The organism is Streptomyces chilikensis (genome assembly GCF_001642695.1).
Taxonomy (GTDB): domain Bacteria; phylum Actinomycetota; class Actinomycetes; order Streptomycetales; family Streptomycetaceae; genus Streptomyces; species Streptomyces chilikensis.
Genome location: NZ_LWCC02000005.1, coordinates 4,153,239 through 4,169,816, shown reverse-complemented (window position 1 = coordinate 4,169,816; position 16,578 = coordinate 4,153,239). Strand labels below are relative to the sequence as shown.

General features: G+C 74.8%; 18 protein-coding genes. 8 read left to right on the top strand and 10 right to left on the bottom strand.

What is annotated here, in order from left to right:
* From A2U95_RS18685 to A2U95_RS18665, 5 genes are all read right to left on the bottom strand, one after another.
* Positions 1-652, bottom strand: a 652-nt coding sequence (locus A2U95_RS18685) for an AAA family ATPase (protein WP_166024002.1), incomplete at its 3' end; no start/stop codon positions are given.
* A complete protein-coding gene (locus A2U95_RS18680; RefSeq protein WP_166024000.1) occupies positions 649-1,812 on the bottom strand; it encodes an exonuclease SbcCD subunit D in 1,164 nt (387 codons plus the stop codon). The genes A2U95_RS18685 and A2U95_RS18680, both read right to left, overlap by 4 nt.
* Positions 1,813-1,935: 123 nt before the next feature.
* Positions 1,936-3,318 (bottom strand): lipase family protein, encoded by a 1,383-nt coding sequence (locus A2U95_RS18675; protein ID WP_166023999.1) that lies wholly within the window; start codon positions 3,316-3,318, stop codon positions 1,936-1,938.
* A 172-nt stretch (positions 3,319-3,490) separates the two neighbouring features.
* Positions 3,491-4,117 carry a YigZ family protein gene (locus tag A2U95_RS18670; protein ID WP_166023997.1) on the bottom strand — a complete coding sequence of 209 codons (627 nt, stop codon included), beginning with the start codon at positions 4,115-4,117 and terminating at the stop codon, positions 3,491-3,493.
* A gap of 180 nt (positions 4,118-4,297) precedes the next feature.
* Entirely contained in the window at positions 4,298-5,134 is an 837-nt protein-coding gene (locus tag A2U95_RS18665; RefSeq protein WP_166023995.1) for an acyltransferase, read from the bottom strand.
* Positions 5,135-5,244: 110 nt separating this feature from the next.
* Here A2U95_RS18665 and A2U95_RS18660 point away from each other — a divergent pair, with 110 nt between their 5' ends.
* On the top strand, positions 5,245-5,778 hold the full coding sequence (locus A2U95_RS18660; protein ID WP_166023993.1) for a gamma carbonic anhydrase family protein: 534 nt from the start codon (positions 5,245-5,247) through the stop codon (positions 5,776-5,778).
* A gap of 7 nt (positions 5,779-5,785) precedes the next feature.
* Here the strand turns inward: A2U95_RS18660 and A2U95_RS18655 are convergent, their stop codons facing one another.
* A complete protein-coding gene (locus A2U95_RS18655; protein WP_166023991.1) occupies positions 5,786-6,487 on the bottom strand; it encodes a DedA family protein in 702 nt (233 codons plus the stop codon).
* A 272-nt stretch (positions 6,488-6,759) separates the two neighbouring features.
* Between A2U95_RS18655 and A2U95_RS18650 the strand changes: the two genes are divergently transcribed.
* Together A2U95_RS18650 and A2U95_RS18645 are read left to right on the top strand one after the other, a co-directional pair.
* A complete protein-coding gene (locus A2U95_RS18650; protein ID WP_166023989.1) occupies positions 6,760-7,794 on the top strand; it encodes a DUF8017 domain-containing protein in 1,035 nt (344 codons plus the stop codon).
* Between the two features lie 58 nt (positions 7,795-7,852).
* Positions 7,853-9,175 carry an MFS transporter gene (locus A2U95_RS18645; protein WP_166023987.1) on the top strand — a complete coding sequence of 441 codons (1,323 nt, stop codon included), beginning with the start codon at positions 7,853-7,855 and terminating at the stop codon, positions 9,173-9,175.
* A 92-nt stretch (positions 9,176-9,267) separates the two neighbouring features.
* Here the strand turns inward: A2U95_RS18645 and A2U95_RS18640 are convergent, their stop codons facing one another.
* On the bottom strand, positions 9,268-10,113 hold the full coding sequence (locus A2U95_RS18640; protein WP_166023985.1) for a spermidine synthase: 846 nt from the start codon (positions 10,111-10,113) through the stop codon (positions 9,268-9,270).
* Between the two features lie 82 nt (positions 10,114-10,195).
* Between A2U95_RS18640 and A2U95_RS18635 the strand changes: the two genes are divergently transcribed.
* The 3 genes from A2U95_RS18635 (at position 10,196) to A2U95_RS18625 (ending at position 12,215) form a co-directional block, all read left to right on the top strand.
* On the top strand, positions 10,196-11,002 hold the full coding sequence (locus A2U95_RS18635) for a TVP38/TMEM64 family protein (protein WP_166023983.1): 807 nt from the start codon (positions 10,196-10,198) through the stop codon (positions 11,000-11,002).
* A 127-nt stretch (positions 11,003-11,129) separates the two neighbouring features.
* The gene (locus tag A2U95_RS18630; RefSeq protein ID WP_166023981.1) at positions 11,130-11,996 is read left to right on the top strand and encodes an undecaprenyl-diphosphate phosphatase; all 867 of its coding nucleotides are present in this window, start codon (positions 11,130-11,132) and stop codon (positions 11,994-11,996) included.
* 45 nt (positions 11,997-12,041) lie between these two features.
* Positions 12,042-12,215 carry a hypothetical protein gene (locus A2U95_RS18625; protein WP_166023979.1) on the top strand — a complete coding sequence of 58 codons (174 nt, stop codon included), beginning with the start codon at positions 12,042-12,044 and terminating at the stop codon, positions 12,213-12,215.
* 16 nt (positions 12,216-12,231) lie between these two features.
* On the opposite strand, the gene A2U95_RS18620 is transcribed toward A2U95_RS18625, so the two are convergent.
* Positions 12,232-12,846, bottom strand: a complete 615-nt coding sequence (locus tag A2U95_RS18620; protein WP_166023977.1) for a DUF4291 domain-containing protein — start codon at positions 12,844-12,846, stop codon at positions 12,232-12,234.
* Positions 12,847-12,953: 107 nt separating this feature from the next.
* On the opposite strand from A2U95_RS18620, the gene lnt reads away from it, so the two are divergent.
* On the top strand, positions 12,954-14,453 hold the full coding sequence (lnt, locus tag A2U95_RS18615; protein WP_166023975.1) for an apolipoprotein N-acyltransferase: 1,500 nt from the start codon (positions 12,954-12,956) through the stop codon (positions 14,451-14,453).
* A 126-nt stretch (positions 14,454-14,579) separates the two neighbouring features.
* Entirely contained in the window at positions 14,580-15,167 is a 588-nt protein-coding gene (locus A2U95_RS18610) for a hypothetical protein (protein ID WP_166023973.1), read from the top strand.
* A gap of 59 nt (positions 15,168-15,226) precedes the next feature.
* Here the strand turns inward: A2U95_RS18610 and A2U95_RS18605 are convergent, their stop codons facing one another.
* Both A2U95_RS18605 and A2U95_RS18600 read right to left on the bottom strand, forming a co-directional pair.
* Positions 15,227-15,670 (bottom strand): hypothetical protein, encoded by a 444-nt coding sequence (locus tag A2U95_RS18605; protein WP_166023971.1) that lies wholly within the window; start codon positions 15,668-15,670, stop codon positions 15,227-15,229.
* A gap of 188 nt (positions 15,671-15,858) precedes the next feature.
* The gene (locus A2U95_RS18600) at positions 15,859-16,542 is read right to left on the bottom strand and encodes a uracil-DNA glycosylase (RefSeq protein ID WP_166023969.1); all 684 of its coding nucleotides are present in this window, start codon (positions 16,540-16,542) and stop codon (positions 15,859-15,861) included.
* Between the last annotated feature and the right edge of the window lie 36 nt (positions 16,543-16,578).

Sequence of the window (16,578 nt, the reverse complement as noted above, 5' to 3'; positions counted from 1 at the left end):
CGGTGTCGGCGTCCTTGACCCGGGCCTCGGTGGCGCGGCGGCGCTCGGCGAGGCGCTTCTCGACCTCGCCGAACCGTTCGGTGGCGAAGAGCCGGCCGAGCAGCTTGCCGCGGGCCTCGGCGTCGGCGCGCAGGAACCGGGCGAAGTCGCCCTGCGGGAGCAGCACCACCTGGCAGAACTGCTCCCGGCTCATGCCCAGGAGCTGGGTGATCTCCTCGCCTATCTCCTGGTGGGAGCGGCTGCCGGTGCTCTTCCAGGCGCCGGTGGCGGCGTCGTGCTCGCGCAGCAGGCTCTGCGCCTTCTCGGGGGTGGTGCCGGTGCCGCGCTTCTTGGGGCGGAGCCAGGCGGGCTGCCGGGTGATCTCCAGGCGCCGGCCGGCGACGGTCAGCTCCAGGGTGACCCGGGTGCTGACGGCGGGGTCGGCGTGGTCGCTGCGGAGGGGGGATCCCTGGCCGCCGCTGTGACCGCTCTCCCGGGCGCCGGGCACCTTGCCGTAGAGCGCGTAGCAGACGGCGTCCAGCACGGAGGTCTTGCCCGCGCCGGTGGGGCCGTGCAGCAGGAACAGGCCGGCCGCGGCGAGTTCGTCGAAGTCGACGGTCTGGGTGGAGCCGAACGGGCCGAAGGCGGTCATCTCGAGCCGGTGCAGCCTCATCGGGCGACCTCCTTGGCGGCGGCGTCGGCGCGCGCGGCGTCGAAGGCGTCGCGGAGCACGGCGCGCTCCTCCTCGTCGGGCGCGGCGCCCCGGACGTGGGCCACGAAGTCCTCCGCGATCTGCTGGTCGGTGCGTCCGGCGAGGCGGCGCGCGTAGGAGACGCCGGCCTCCTCGGGGGCCCGCTCGGGGTCGAAGGAGAGGCTGAGGGTGTGCGGGAACCGCTCGCAGAGCCGGGCCATGGGGTCGGCCGGGCGCACCGGGTCGGTGAGGGTGGCCTCGACCCAGGCGTCCTCGTGCCGGGTGAGGTCCGGGTCGGCGAGGAGGTGTTCCAGCGGGCCGCGTATCCGGGCGAGGGCGCGGGGCACGGGGCAGTCGATCCGTTCGGCGGTCACCCGGCCGTGGGCGTCGAGGTCGACCAGCCACATGGTCTTGCGGTGGCCGGCCTCGGAGAAGGAGTACGGCAGCGGGGAGCCGGAGTAGCGGATCCGCCCGGTGATGGTCTGGCAGCCGTGCAGGTGGCCGAGGGCGACGTAGTCGACGCCGTCGAAGACGGCGGCGGGCACCGAGGCGACGCCGCCGACGGTGATGTCGCGCTCGCTGTCGCTGCCCTTGCCGCCGGTGACGAAGGCGTGGGCGAGCACCACCGAGCGCGTGCCGTCGGGACGCGCGGCCAGGTCGGCGCGCACCCGGTCCATGGCGGCGCCGAGCACCGCCTCGTGGGCCGCCTTGTCCACGCCGAACTCGTCCTTCACCAGGGCGGGTTCGAGGTAGGGCAGGCCGTAGAAGGCGACCTCGCCGAAGGCGTCCGGGAGGATCACCGGGGTGCCGGCCGAGGCGGCGTCGGTGCGCAGGTGGATCCCGGCCCGGCCGATCAGCCCCGCGCCGACGCCGAGCCGGCGGGCCGAGTCGTGGTTGCCGGAGATCATGACGGTCGGCACGCCGAGTCCGGCGAGCCGGTGCAGCGCGTCGTCGAACAGTTCGACCGCGGCCAGCGGCGGCACGGCACGGTCGTACACGTCGCCCGACACCACCACCGCGTCGACCCGGTGCTCGCGCACGGTGGCGAGCAGGTGGTCGACGAACGCGGTCTGGGCCCCGAGCATGTTCACCCGGTGGAACGACCGGCCCAGGTGCCAGTCGGACGTGTGCAGCAGCCTCATGACCACCGACCTTAACGGTGATCGCCGACAGTGACGCCGTTCACGCTCTTTTATCCGCATTGCCCCAACTTGCGGGCGGGGGCGGGCTCCTGCGCCGCACCCCCGCCCGCGGGCGGGGGCCCGTCAGGGCTGGATCGGCATGCTCCAGCAGTTGGAGACCGCGGACCTGCCCTCCAGCCGGTCCTTCAGCCAGCCGATGGCCTCGCCCTGGTCGGTGAGGAGCGGCACCATGTGGTTGGTGAGGATCTTGTCACCGAGGTTCGGCAGCACGATCGCCTCGTAGGTGACGTTCGCCCCCTTGCGGCACCAGTCGACGGCCATCTGCCGGGACTGCCGGTGCGGAACGATGTCGTCCTGGACGCCGGTGGCCACCCGCACCGGCCCGGAGGGCTTGCGGTCCCCGATGCGCTGCGCGTCCAGCACCTCCTGGATGCGCGGCTCGCTCTCCACGATCTGGGAGAGGGACCTGCCGTCCGTCGTCCAGGAGTTGCTGCGCCGGAAGCCGTGGCCGAGGATCGCGTCCCCGACGCACATGCCCGACAGGTCCTCCAGCGCGGCCCGGCCCTTGTCGTTGAGGTGGGCGTCGGCGACGGGACGCAGGTCGGGACGGGACTGGAGGAATCCGTTGAGCGACCAGCCCAGGGCGCCGGCCAGGGCGCTGCCGTCGATGCCCTTGACCGTCTCGGTCAGGTCGGCGGGCGGCGCGCCGGAGTAGGTGCCGGCCAGCTGGACGTCCGGGGCGTAGGACGCCGCGAGTTCGGCGGCGGCCGCGGTGGCGCCGCCGCCCTGGCTGTAGCCGTAGAGGCCGATCCGCGACTCGGGGCGCAGCGAGGTCCCCGGCAGGGAGCGGGCGGCCCGGACCGCGTCCAGCACGGCGTGCGCGCCGTCGACGCGGTTGACGTAGGTGTGCAGCCGGTCGGTCGCGCCCAGGCCGACGTAGTCGGTGACCACCACGGCGATGCCGGAGGAGAGCAGCCGGTAGATCGACAGGTCCTCGTAGCCGACCGAGACCGAGTCGCCCTCCAGCAGGACCGGGTGCTCCAGCCCCTTGGAGGCGGCGCACTCGTCGCCCTGCCCCATGGTGCCCGGCGCCACGGCCACCAGCGGACGCGCGCCGCCGCCCCGCCACGCGGCGGAGGGCTCGATGTAGGCGCCGGTCACCGCGACGGGCTCACCGTTGGAGTCGGTGGACCGGTACATCAGCCGGGTGGCCGTGCCGGGGAAGGGGCCTCCGACGCTCGGCAGGCTGATGGCGAGCGGCAGCGGTTCGGTGCGCACCAGGGCGCCGTTGCGTGCGGGCAGAACCGCCGGCGGCGTGTAGAAGCCGGAGGATGCCTGTGCGGCCTGGCCGGCCTCCGCGGCCGGGGCGGAGGGCGCGGCCTGGGCGACCGCGGTCTGCGCGCCGACGCAGGCCAGCGCCACCAGCGCGGCGGCGAGCAGCCGGCGGGCGGGCGGGCGGGTCGGGGATGCGGATCGCGGCCGGCCGGGGGTCCGGAATCTTTCCACGCGGCTCACTCCAGTCGTCGTCGGACGACGGGCAGGACTGCGCGTCGCCCGTGTTACCGGCGGTTACCTACTGGAGAGTATGGGGGTGCCACATGTGGTGACAAGATGTGTGCACACCAGCCATGGGTGCGGATGTCGCGGGGCGGAACCGGAACCTCGGCGTGTGCGCCGCCTACGCGTCGCCGTACGCCTCCCCGCCGAGCGTGAGGCGGGCCGACCCGGCCGTGCTGTCGGCGAGCCACGCCCGGAACGCCGGCACGTCCGCGTCGGGGAGACCGATCTCGATCTCCACCCGCTCGCCGTACCGCACGTCGCGCACCTCGCGCCCGGTGGAGCGCAGGTCGTTCTGGACCTTTCCGGCCCGCTGGTGGTCCACGGTCACCGTGGCCACCCGGAACCGCCGCCGGGTCAGGGTCCCCAGGGCGTCCAGGGCCTCCCCGACCACTCCCCCGTAGGCGCGGATGAGCCCGCCGGCGCCCAGCTTCACGCCGCCGTAGTACCGGGTCACCACGGCCACCACGTACCGCATGTCCCGCCGCGTCAGCATCTGCAGCATGGGCATGCCGGCGGTGCCGCCCGGTTCGCCGTCGTCACTGGCCTTCTGCACCGAGGCGTCGGCGCCGATCACGTAGGCATAGCAGTTGTGCGTGGCGTCCGCGTGTTCCCTGCGGACGGCGGCGACGAAGGCCTGGGCCTCCTCCTCGGTGGCCGCCGGGGCGAGGCTGCACAGGAAGCGGGAGCGGTTGATCTCGGTCTCGTGCACGCCCGCGCGGGCCACTGTGCGGTACTCGTCCTGCATCCGCCCAGCCTATGCGGTGCGCCGCGGGCCGCCTCCGGCGGTGCGTGCGCGGGGTCCGCGGGCCGCCACGACGCCGCCCCGGACGGGGGCGGCGGCCTCCGCTCCGCGCGCACCGCCCCCGCACGCACCGCCCCGGCCCCGCACCGCCCGCGGCCCTCTCGGCGGCCCGGGGCCCTCAGGTCACTCGGCCGCGGTCTCCCGCACGCGCCGCGGGCGCGCGGCGGCCTGCCCGCCGCCGGCGGCGGGACGCGTGGCCTGCCGCTCGTCCAGCGCGGCAAGGCGCGCCAGCGTCTCCTCGTCCAGCGCGGCCAGCGCCAGCAGCTGCTCGGGGGTGCACTCGGCGGGGATGGGCGAGGGGGCGGGCGAGCGCAGCGGCGGCTGCCAGCCCTGGTCGGCGGTCCAGCGCCGGACCACCTTGGCGGGCGCGCCGACGACCACGGAGTGGTCGGGCACCACGCCGCGCACCACCGAGCCCGCGCCGACCACCACGTTGCGCCCGATCCGGGCCCCGGGCAGGATCACCGCGCCGGTGCCGATCCAGCACCCCGGGCCGATCTCCACCGGCTCCGCACGCGGCCACTGCTTGCCGATCGGCTGGTGCGGGTCGTCGTACGAGTGGTTGGTGGAGGTGACGTAGACGTAGGGCCCGAAGTAGCAGTCGTCGCCGATCGACACGGTGGTGTCGGCGATCACGTGGCTGCCGCGGCCGAGGACCACCCCGTCGCCGATGCGCAGAATCGTCTCCGCACCGAGGTCGAGATCGGGCATCAGACCGGCGGTGAGGGTGACCTGCTCGCCGATGATGCAGTAGGAGCCGAGCTCGATCCAGGGCTCGCCGAAGACGGTGCCGAGCGGGAAGGCCAGCTTGGTGTGCGGGCCCAGGGAACGGAACCGCAGCCGGCCCGGCTGCTCGGCGGAGACCGATCCGGCGCGCTGGGCCCACGCCCAGGCGGCGTGGACGCCGCGCTGCACCAGTCGGCGCCGCCACGCGGTGAGGGAGTTCTGGCTCTTGGGCACCCGCTCACGGTAACCAGCGTCCGCCAGGACGGTCGTGCCGGGGACCTGTGATCTTCACCCCAGCCGCCGTGGCATAGCGTGCCGGGAGACAGCCACCACGAGGAGGGGCAATGGCGCACGAGGCGTTGGTCGCGGGCATCGGCGGCAAGGAACCGGTCCTGGAGGAGGGCGCCTACGCGGCGCCCACCTCCGTCCTGCTGGGCGAGGTGACGCTGCGCCGGGGCGCGAGCGTCTGGTACGGCGCGGTGCTGCGGTCGGAGGCGGGACCGATCGTCGTCGGCGAGAACAGCAACGTCCAGGACAACTGCACGCTCCACGTCGACCCGGGCTTCCCGGTGACCATCGGCCGGGGCGTCTCCATCGGCCACAACGCGGTGGTGCACGGCGCGACCGTGGAGGACGACTGCCTGATCGGCATGGGCGCCACCGTGCTCAACGGCGCGGTGATCGGCGCCGGTTCGCTGGTGGCCGCGCAGGCGCTGGTGCCGCAGGGGATGCGCGTGCCGCCGGGCTCACTGGTCGCCGGGGTGCCCGCCAGGGTGCGGCGGGAGCTCACCGAGGAGGAGCGCGAGGGCCTCAAGCTGAACGCGGCCCACTACACCGGACTCGCGAGGACCCACCGCGCGCTCCACGCCGCGGACTGAGCGGGGCTCAGCGATCGGCGGCCGGCTCGGGCTCCCGCCCGGCCGCCGCCGGCGGCGGCGCGTCCTCCCCGGCGGGCCCGGCCTCGTCCGTCCTGGGGACGGAGGCCGTCATCCGGGCGGCCCGGCGCTTCATCAGCACCATCGAGGTGATGCCGACGGCCACCGCGAGCACCAGCCCCACCCAGGAGAACCGCTTCAGCCACGCCTCGGCGACGATGCCCACGTAGTAGATGACCGCGGTGGTGCCGCCGGCCCAGACGATGCCGCCGGTGACGTTGGCGATCAGGAACTTCCAGTACGGCATCCGCAGCACGCCCGCCAGGGGGCCGGCGAAGATCCGCAGCAGGGCGACGAACCGGCCGAAGAAGACGGCCCACATACCCCACTTGTCGAAGGACTTCTCCGCGGCGGCCACGTGCCCCTCGCTGAAGTGCCTCGGGAACTTCGCCCCCAGCCAGGCCAGCAGCGGCCTGCCGCCCTTGCGGCCGATCGCGTAGCCGATCGAGTCACCGACGATCGCGCCGGCGCTCGCGCAGATGCCGAGGATCAGCGGGTCGATGCCCGCGTGCTGCGAGGAGAGCAGGGCCGAGGAGACCAGCACGATCTCGCCGGGCAGCGGGATACCCAGACTCTCCAGTCCGATGACGATGCCCACCAACGCGTAGACCGCGCCCGCCGGCACCGTCTCGAGCCACTCCTGGACGTGCACCTGTGCCTTCTTCCTGCGTCTGTCACCGGTCGTCCGGTCCACCACCGACCGGTGCGCGTGTCCGCCGTGTTCGCCTCGACGGCGCGGGGGGCGTCGGCACCCGTGCCCGCACCCGCGCCCGCTGCCGGGAAGCCTACCGCCCGCCGGCCGGAACCCGGCCGCCCCGTCGGCGGCGGAGCGGCCCGGCCCGGCCGGGCCCCGTCCTGCTCTGCTACCTCACGGACGACGAACGGTGACCAAAGCGTGTCCGCGCGCCACTAGGGTTACGGACCATGTGGCCAGGACAGCAGCCGCCCGGTGGCGAGCAGAACCCCAGCACCCCGCAGCAGCCGGTGAACCCCTACCAGCAGCCGGGGTACCAGCAGCAGCCCAACCCGTACCAGCAGCCCGGCTACCAGCAGCAGCCGCAGCACGGTCCCTACGCCCCGACCCCGCAGGGGCCCTGGGGCCCCGCCACGCCCGCGGGCCCCGCGCAGCCGCCGGGCGGGCCCGCGGACCCGTCGCGGCGCACCAGGCTGGTGGCGGTCGTCGCGGCCTCGGCCGTGGTGCTGACCGCCGCGGTGACCGGCTTCCTGGTGCTCGGCGACGACGGCGGGAAGGCCGCGGCCGCCGGTGACGGCAAGCCGTCCCCGTCCGCCTCGAAGTCCGCCTCCCCGAAGGAGAGCGGCGCGGCGGGCGAGAACCCGCGCGGCGGCGAGGGGCCGAAGCCCACCGTCCCGGGCTGGAAGGTCGTGGTGAACCCCAAGTGGGGCACCGCCTTCGACGTCCCGGCCGACTGGGAGGTGGAGAGCCCGGACACCTTCATCGGGTTCGAGGAGGACGGCGGCGAGATCGGCAAGCCGCTGATCGTCATGTCGGCGCCCGCGTACTACAAGTCGAAGTGGTGCGTCTCGGACGACGACAAGGACGGCCGCGAGGACGACACCGCCCTGGCCGCGGTCGGCACCAAGGGCGCCAACGGGGCGAAGAGCACCGACGAGGTGGCGCTCAACCACTCCCCGATCTGGGTCTTCGGCGGTTACACGCAGCCCGACAAGAAGAGCATCAAGGCCGACAAGAAGGCCGAGCCCTACACCACCGCCTCCGGCGTCGAGGGCAGCATCGCCTGGGCCCGTTCGGAGAACACCCCGGCCAAGGGCAAGTGCGCCACCGACGGCAAGGCCGTCACCTTCGGCTTCAAGAACTCCAAGGGCGACTTCGTCGCCTGGAGCCTCTACGGGGCCTCGGGGGTCGACGACGAGCTGTCCGAGGACACCATCATGAAGATCCTCGACACGGTCCGGCTGGAGGGCACCCCCACCGGCTGACGGGCGCCGGCGGGAAACGGGTTTGGCAGCGGAGCCGGACGGCGGCGATAGTCTCTGGGTGACCACCCCACCCCCTCCGTCGCCGCCCGCCGGCGGCCGCCGCAACTACACCCTGCTCACCGCCGCCGCCTGCGTCACCAACCTGGGCGGCGCGGGCGCCACCATCGCCTCGGCCTTCGCCGTGCTGGAGTCCGGCGGCACGGGCGGTGACGTGGGCCTGGTGGTCGCCTCCCGCACGCTGCCGCTGGTGCTGTTCCTGCTGATCGGCGGGGCGGTCGCCGACCGGCTCCCCCGGCACCGGGTGATGGTGGTGGCGAACACCGCCAACTGCCTCTCCCAGGCCGCCTTCGCCGCCCTGGTCCTCGCCGGGGAGGCGCGGCTGTGGCAGATGATGCTGCTGGCCGGTCTCGGCGGCGCCGCGCAGGCGTTCTTCGGCCCCGCCTCGGAGGGCATGCTGCTCTCCTCGGTCGCCCCCGACCAGGCCGCCCGCGCCTTCGCCGTCTACCGGATGGCGATGCACGGCGCCTCGCTGGGCGGCGCGGCCCTCGGCGGTGCGATGGTCGCCGTGATGGGGCCGGGCTGGGTGCTGGCCGTGGACGCCGCGGCCTTCGCGGTCGCCGCGTCCCTGCGCGCGCTGCTCGACGTCCGCGGCATCGCGCCGCGCGGGCCCGGCGGCGGCATGCTCTCCGATCTGCGCGAGGGGTGGCGGGAGTTCGCCTCACGGCCCTGGCTGTGGGGCATCGTCGTCCAGTTCGCGGTGGCCAACGCCGTGGTGGGCGCGGCCGAGGCGGTGTACGGGCCGCTGGTCGCCCGGGACAGTCTGGGCGGCGCGGGCCCCTGGGGCCTGGCCCTGGCCGCGTTCGGCGCGGGCACGCTGGCCGGCGGTCTGCTGATGACCCGCTGGAGACCGCGCCGCCTGCTCCTGGCGGGCACCCTGTGCGTCTTTCCGCTCGCCCTGCCCAGCGCGGCCCTCGCGGTCCCGGTGCCGGCCGGCGTGCTGTGGGCGGTGATGTTCGTGACGGGCGTGACCGTCGAGGTCTTCGGCGTCTCCTGGATGACGGCGCTGCACCAGGAGATACCGGAGGACAAGCTGTCCCGGGTCTCCGCCTACGACTGGTTCGGCTCGATCGCCATGGTGCCGCTGGCGACGGCGCTGGCGGGGCCGGCCGAGACCGCGTTCGGCCGCACCGGCGCGCTGTGGGGCTGCGCGGGCCTCGTCGTCCTGGTGACCGCCGCGGTCCTCCTCGTCCCCGACGTCCGCAACCTCACCCGCCGGGTCACGCCGCCCGTCGCCCTCGGCGTTCCCGCCGCCCCGGAACACGCCCCCGCAGCGGCGTCCGGGGCCGCGCCGCCCCGCGCCTGCGCGCCGGACACGGCCTGATCACGCCGGACACCGCCCGACCGTCGCGTGCGTCCCGGGGCGGCGACCGGGGCCCGTGCCGCCTGCCGCCGCCGCGGCGCGGCCCGCGGGGCTCAGCCGATGCCGAAGGCCCCCTCCGGCGGCTCCGGCGACGGCACCGCGTCCGCGTCGGAGACCGGACCCGCGCCCTGGACGAAGTCCCGCAGCGCCGCGCCGTGCAGCACCCGCGCCGGAAACGCGTCCGACGCCACCCGCCGGGCCACCGACTCCACGTCCAGCGCGCCGTGCGAGGCGACCAGCAGCGCGTTGCCGAAGCGCCGGCCCCGCAGCACCCCCGGCTCGGCGACGACCGCCGTCCGGCCGAAGACCTCCGCGACCGTGGCGGTCTGGGACCTCAGGAAGGCGAACGGCGCCCCGTCGGCGAGGTTGGCGACGTACACGCCGTCCGCCCGCAGCACCCGCCCCGCCTCCCGCACGAACCCCAGGGAGGCCAGGTGCGCCGGCACCCGGGAGCCGCCGAACACGTCCGCCACCACCAGGTCCGCGCTTCCCGGCCGTGCCGCCTCCAGCCACGCACGGGCGTCCCCCACGTGCGGCCGCACCCCGGAGCCCTCCGGCAACGGCAAGTGGTGCAGCACCATCTCCAGCAGTCCGCCGTCGTACTCGACCACCTGCTGGCGCGACCCCGGCCGGGTCCGCGCCACGTACCTCGGCAGCGTGAGCGCCCCGCCCCCCAGGTGCACCACGTCCAGCGGCGCCCCCGGCTCCCCCAGGGTGTCCACCAGATGGCCGATCCGGCGGAGGTACTCGAACTCCAGGTGTGACGGTTCGTCCAGGTCGACGTAGGACTGCGGGGCCCCGTCGACGGTCAGCAGCCAGGCCCGCTCCCGGTCGACGTCCGGCATCAGCTTCGCGGTGCCGTGGTCCACGGCGCGGGTCACGGGTACGGACTCGTTCATCCCGTCCATTGTGCCGGTATGACGGTATGTCGTACGCCACGACAGGAGGCGATCATCCCGCATCCTCGGTTACTGTCGCCGAATGCTCGACGCCACCACCCGTTCCAGGGGCACCGCTTCGGCACCGTCTCCCGCCGAGGCCTCCGGTTTAGTGATCACCCCGCCCGTCCTCCCGCCCGTCACGTCCTCCGTGGCCGCGCCCCCCGCCCCCCGCGGCCCCCTGGCCCGCTGCGCCCGGCTGCTCCTCTCGCCGTGGGCCCGGTTCGGCCTGCTGCTGGCCCTCCTCGCCACCGCCGCCTCCGTCGTCCTCATGTTCGAGCCGCAGCGGCTGGTCTCCGACGGCTGGCCGCCCCAGTTCGGCGGCGGCCTCGCCGCGGTCGTCTTCGGCGTGGCCTACGGCCTGTGCACGGTGGCGTTCGTGCCGCGCCCGGTGCTCAACCTGGCGGCCGGCGCGCTCTTCGGCTCCTGGCTGGGCCTGGCCGCCGCGCTGGGCGGCACGGTGCTCGGCGCCGGTCTCGCCTTCGGCCTGGGCCGGCTCCTCGGCCAGGACGCCCTGCGGCCGCTGCTGCGCGCCGGCTGGCTCCGGTCGGCCGACGGGCAGCTCAGCCGGCACGGGTTCCGCTCGATGATGGCGCTGCGGCTCTTCCCCGGCGTCCCGTTCTGGGCCGCCAACTACTGCGCCTCCGTCTCCAGGATGCGGGCCTCCTCGTTCCTGCTCGCCACCGCGCTGGGCTCGATCCCCAACACCGCCGCGTACGCGGTCGCCGGGTCCCAGGCCTCCAGCCCCACCTCGCCCGCCTTCCTGGTCTCGGTGGCGGTCATCGCCGTGCCGGCCATGGCCGGCACGGTCTTCGCCTGGCGCAAGCGCCACCACCTGCGCGGACGCTGACCGGTCGACGGCGCGACGGGGCGCGTTCACCCGCAGATCACCGGACGGACGGCCCGGGGCCGTTACAGTGCCCGCACCGTCCTCACCCGTCGCCCTTCCCCGATCAGCGCTTGGACTGCCTGCTCCCATGTCTTGGTTCGAATCTCTCGTCCTCGGGCTCGTCCAGGGACTGACCGAGTTCCTCCCCATCTCCTCCAGCGCCCACCTGCGGCTGACCGCCGCGTTCTCCGGGTGGAAGGACCCGGGAGCGGCGTTCACCGCGATCACCCAGATCGGGACCGAGATCGCGGTCCTGATCTACTTCCGCAAGGACATCGGACGGATCGTCACCGCCTGGTTCCGCTCGCTGCGGGACCGGGAGACGCGCGGTGACCACGACGCGAAGATGGGCTGGCTGGTGATCGTGGGCTCGATCCCGATCGGCGTGCTCGGCGTGACGCTGAAGGACCAGATCGAGGGCCCGTTCCGTGATCTGCGGATCACCGCCACGATGCTGATCGTGGTCGGCGTCGTCATCGGCGTCGCCGACCGTCTGGCCGAACGCGCCGAGGCCGGCGGACGCCACCGCCTCCGCCGGCCCAAGGACCTCTCGCACCTCGGGGTCCGCGACGGCCTGGTCTTCGGTCTCTGCCAGGCGATGGCCCTGATCCCCGGCGTCTCCCGGTCCGGCGCCACCATCAGCGGCGGCCTCTTCATGGGCTACCGCAGGGAGGCGGCCGCCCGGTACTCCTTCCTGCTGGCCATTCCGGCCGTTCTCGCCTCCGGGCTCTTCGAACTCGGCGACGCCATGAAGGGCTCCCACGTCTCCTGGGGGCCGACCGTCCTCGCCACCGTGATCGCGTTCGTCTGCGGCTACGCGGTGATCGCCTGGTTCATGAAGTTCATCTCCACGAAGTCCTTCATGCCGTTCGTCTGGTACCGGATCGCCCTGGGCCTGGTGATCCTCGCCCTGGTCGGCGCGGGTGTGCTCAGCCCGCACGCGGCCGAACTGTAGTGGGGCGGTAGCGGAGTGTCACACCTTGCCCCTAGGGTGGACCCCATGTCCCTCAACTCCGAGGTCCCCGCGCGCTCCGCCGCCGAGCTGAACGAGATGATCCGCGCCCTGTGGCTCCGCTCGAGCGGCGCGCCGACCGCCCAGGACCGCGCCCGGTACGAACAGCTGGTCGTCGAGTGGGCCCGTGCCGTGCGGGCCGAGGCCCTGCAGCCGGCGTAGTCCCGGCCGCGCCGGCTCAGGGCAGCAGGTGCGCGCAGGCCTCCCGGTCGAGCGGGAACTCCCGCTCCGGCGGCAGCAGTTCCGCCGCCCCCGCCTCGTCCCCCGCCGACAGCCGCGCGCGGATCTCCCGCACCCTCGGCGTCACGTCCTCGATGCCCACGATCCACTCGTCCGCGTACCGGGCCGCCGCCTCGCCCGCCAGCCCCAGCTGCAGGGAGCGGTGCGGCAGCGCCCGCATCCTCAGGTCGCGTTCGGGGTCCCACTGCACCCGCGCCGGCGCCCGCCGCAACCGCCGGCTCCAGGACGCCCGGTCCTCGTGCAGGCCGCGTACGTAGTGCGAGAGGCAGGCGTTGCGCAGCGCCCACTCGAAGCCCTCACGGCGGATCCGCACGGCCAGCACGGTCTCCTGCCCCTCCTTGGCGGCCCAGCCGCAGCGGTACGTCATCCAGAGGAAGGACGGCTTGATCCAGGTCATCCGGTCGCGCTTCCATGCCACGGGGAACCGGCCGTCGCGCGCCGCCGGCCTCCCGATCTCCGGCCGGTACGCCTGGTACACGGTGACGGCGTCCTCGGACCAGTCCGCCCTGACCTGGTGAAGCGGTTCGGTGTTCCCACCGGTCTCGTCGTTCATCCGGACAGCCTCACCCGCGCGCCCCGCGCGCCGCCACGCATTTCCGCGGGCGCCGTTTCCTTCCGCCCCACCCGTCTCATCCGCCGCGGGGCGGGCACCCTGAGTGCGTGACGGCCGGGCGGTGGGCGATCTCCTCCTGGCGGCGGCCGGTGGTGGCCGTCGCGGCGGGTGCGCTGCCCGTGCTCGCCTTCCCGGAGCCCGGCTGGTGGTGGATCGCCCCCGTGGCGCTGGTGCCCTGGCTGCTGCTGGTCCGCCGGGCGCCGACCGGCGGGCGGGCCGCGCTGGACAGCTGGTGCGGCGGTTTCGGGATGATGTTCGCCGCGCACCACTGGCTGCTGCCGAGTCTGCACGTCTTCACCCCCGTGGTGGCCGCGCTGCTCGGGGCGATGTGGGCGCCGTGGGGCGTGCTGGCCGGGCGGCTGCTGGCCGGCGCCCCGTCGGCCCGCCGGGCCGCGGCCGCGCTGGTCGCCCTGCCGTCCGGCTGGCTGATGATCGAGCTCGTACGGTCCTGGCAGGGCCTCGGCGGGCCCTGGGCCGTGCTGGGCGCGAGCCAGTGGCAGACGGCCCCCGCCCTGAGGCTGGCCTCGGTGGGCGGGGTCTGGCTGCTGAGCTTCCTGCTGGTCTGCGTCAACGTGGCCGTGACGCTGCTGGTCACGGCCCGTGCCGTCCGCGCTCCGGCGGTGGCCGCGCTGGTCGCCGTGGCGGTGGGCACCGCGTCGGCCTGGGCGTGGGCTCCCCGGCCGGCCCCGGGGGCCACGGTAGAGATCGCGCTGGTGCAGCCCGGGGTGGTGTCCGGCGAGGACTCCCCCGAGCGGCGTTTCGCCCTCCAGGAGCGTCTGACCCGCTCCCTGGCCGGGCGCGGGGTGGACCTGGTGGTCTGGGGCGAGAGCAGTGTGGGCGCGGACCTGACCGCACGCCCGGACCTCGCCCGCAGGCTGGCCGAACTCTCCCGCGGGACCGGGGCGCCGCTGCTGGTGAACGTGGACGCCCGCCGCTCGGACCGCCCCGGGATGTACAAGAGTTCGATGCTGGTCGGACCGGACGGCGCCACCGGGGACCGCTACGACAAGACGCGGCTGGTGCCGTTCGGCGAGTACGTGCCGCTGAGGTCCCTGCTCGGGTGGGCCACCTCGGTGGGGCGGGCCGCCGACGAGGACCGCCGCCGGGGCCCGGGGCCGGTGGTCATGGACGCCGCGCCCGGGCTGAGGCTGGGGCCGTTGGTCTGCTTCGAGTCGGCCTTCCCCGACATGAGCCGGCATCTGGCGGGCGAGGGCGCGGGACTGCTGGTCGTCCAGTCCTCCACCTCCACCTTCCAGGAGAGCTGGGCCCCGGAGCAGCACGCCTCGCTGGCGGCGCTGCGCGCCGCCGAGACGGGCGTGCCGATGGCGCACGCCACCCTGACCGGGGTCTCCGCCGTGTACGACGGCTCCGGACGCCAGGCGGGGCCCCGGCTCGGCACCTCGGAGCGGGGGGTGTCCGTCCACACGGTGCCCCTGGCCGGGCCGGGCGCCACGCTGCACACCGCCTGGGGTTCGTGGCCCCTGCCGTGCGCCGCGGCCGCGCTGCTCGTCCTGACCGCCGCCCGCGCGGTGGTCCGGCGCCGGTGATCCTGGGCGGGCCCACGGACCGCCGCCCCCGGCGCGGCAACCCCGGCGGCCTCGCGTCACCCGTACGGAGGGACCGCCCGCCTGTCGGCTGTTCTCCGTCGGCCCGCACCCTCCAGAGTGACGAGGGTGAAGCGAACGACGACCACCGCACTGCTTCTCGTCACCCTCGCCGGCGTCGCCCTCTCCGGCTGCGTGACGGTTCCCCCCGCCTCCGCGCCCCCCGGCGCCTCCGCCGCGCCGTCCGCCCGGTCCGCCCCCGGTCCGGACGGCAAGGGCGAGCCGCTGCGCGCCCGGTCCGGCGACCCGGGCGGCGCGGAGTCCGGCTCCGGCGGCGGAACGGACGGGGACGGCAGGAGCGGCGGGGACGGCAAGAAGGGGAAGGCCGGCAAGAAGGGGAAGTCCGGCAAGGGCGGCGGGAAGGGCAAGGCCGGCAGGAAGGCCGGCGACGCCCCGAAGGTCCGGGACGACGAGGACGCCGCCCGGGGCGCGTCCGGTCCGGCCGGCCCCGGCCGTGCCCCGGACAAGGACGACCGTCCCGATCCCCCGCGCGGCGGCGACCGCGACGACGAACCCGCGGACCGCCCCGCCAGGCCACGCGGGCCCCGGGGCGGTTCCGTCGACGCCTGCGGCATCGGCACCGAGTACGGGGGCTGGCGTCAGGGCAGCGCCGAGGAGGCCATGTGCAGGAACCTCCAGAACCGCGCCACCAAGTAGGCCTCCCCGACGGGGCCGCCTCGGGCCCGCGCCGGGGAGCGGCCCCGTCGGGGAGCCCGTCACCGCTCCAGACCGGCCTCCAGCTCCCGGATCGCCTCGCGCACCCGGGCCCCGTGGCCGTCGTCGGGCAGCCCCTCGGCCGCCGTCCGGGCCCGGCCGAGGTGGCTGCGGGCGGCCTCCGGGCAGCCCAGCTTGGCGTAGTCGGCGGCGATGTTGAGGTGCAGCGAGGGATACAGCGAGCGCACCGCCTCCATCAGCTCCTCCGCGGCCGACAGCGCCCGCAGGTCCCAGGCGAGTTCGTCGGCGGGATCGTCCTGCGTGTCGGCGAGGTAGTGGGCCAGGGCGCAGCGGTGGAAGGCGTCGCCGTCGGCGCCGATCTCCTCCCACAGGCCGAGGAAGCGCCCCCGCGCCTCCTCCCGGTCGCCGCCGTGGTGCAGCAGCACCGCCTGGCCGATCCGCGTCCTCACCGCGATACCGCCCGCGTCCGGCTCCTGTAGCTCCATCGCGTCCTCCGTCGCCCGCCGTTCCCGGCATGACCCGCGGGTCCGCCGCACGGCGGGCCCGCGGTCGACGCTAGGGCCACCGGGCCCGCCCCGCCCGGCGACACCGTCCGGTCGGCCGCACCCGTCCCCCGGCCCGGTTTCTCCTGGTCCTCCGCGAAGGGCGGCCGGGCGCGACGGAGTCCGCGGCCTCAGCCGAGGTTCGGGATGCGCCAGTCGATCGGCTCGTGGCCCTGGGCCGCGATCGCCTCGTCGATCTGGGTGAACGGCCGCGAGCCGAAGAACTTCTTGGCCGACAGCGGCGAGGGGTGCGCGCCCTTCACCACCGCGTGCCGGGTCTCGTCGATCAGCGGCAGCTTCTTCTGGGCGTAGGCGCCCCACAGCACGAAGACGGCCGGGTCGGGCCGGTCGACGACCGCGCGGATGACGGCGTCGGTGAACTTCTCCCAGCCCTTGCCCTTGTGCGAGTTGGGCTCGCTCTCGCGGACCGTAAGCACGGCGTTGAGCAGCAGCACGCCCTGCTCGGCCCAGGGCATCAGATAGCCGTTGTCCGGGATCGGGTGGCCGAGGTCGGCCTGCATCTCCTTGTAGATGTTCCGCAGCGACGGGGGCGTCCGCACGCCCGGCCGCACCGAGAAGCACAGCCCGTGGCCCTGGCCGGGGCCGTGGTAGGGGTCCTGGCCGAGGACGAGGACCTTCACCTTGTCGTAGGGCGTCGCCTCGAGGGCCGCGAAGACCTCCTCGCGGGGCGGGTAGACGGGACCCTTCGCCCGCTCCTCCTCGACGAACTCGGTCAGCGCCTTGAAGTAGGGCTGCTCCAGTTCGCCGCCCAGAACCCCGCGCCAGGACTCGGGCAGCATGGCGATGTCGGTCACGTCAACGTCCTCCGGTGTGCGATCGCTTCCAGGTCA

What these genes read in the sequence shown, in the direction of transcription:
- A2U95_RS18680 (WP_166024000.1), bottom strand. Translation starts at nt 1,812, where the DNA reads ATGAGGCTGCTGCACACGTCCGACTGGCACCTGGGCCGGTCGTTCCAC.
- A2U95_RS18620 (WP_166023977.1), bottom strand. Translation starts at nt 12,846, where the DNA reads ATGAACGACGAGACCGGTGGGAACACCGAACCGCTTCACCAGGTCAGG.
- A2U95_RS18625 (WP_166023979.1), top strand. Translation starts at nt 12,042, where the DNA reads ATGTCCCTCAACTCCGAGGTCCCCGCGCGCTCCGCCGCCGAGCTGAAC.
- A2U95_RS18605 (WP_166023971.1), bottom strand. Translation starts at nt 15,670, where the DNA reads ATGGAGCTACAGGAGCCGGACGCGGGCGGTATCGCGGTGAGGACGCGG.
- A2U95_RS18670 (WP_166023997.1), bottom strand. Translation starts at nt 4,117, where the DNA reads ATGCAGGACGAGTACCGCACAGTGGCCCGCGCGGGCGTGCACGAGACC.
- A2U95_RS18630 (WP_166023981.1), top strand. Translation starts at nt 11,130, where the DNA reads ATGTCTTGGTTCGAATCTCTCGTCCTCGGGCTCGTCCAGGGACTGACC.
- A2U95_RS18650 (WP_166023989.1), top strand. Translation starts at nt 6,760, where the DNA reads ATGTGGCCAGGACAGCAGCCGCCCGGTGGCGAGCAGAACCCCAGCACC.
- A2U95_RS18635 (WP_166023983.1), top strand. Translation starts at nt 10,196, where the DNA reads ATGCTCGACGCCACCACCCGTTCCAGGGGCACCGCTTCGGCACCGTCT.
- A2U95_RS18660 (WP_166023993.1), top strand. Translation starts at nt 5,245, where the DNA reads ATGGCGCACGAGGCGTTGGTCGCGGGCATCGGCGGCAAGGAACCGGTC.
- A2U95_RS18640 (WP_166023985.1), bottom strand. Translation starts at nt 10,113, where the DNA reads ATGAACGAGTCCGTACCCGTGACCCGCGCCGTGGACCACGGCACCGCG.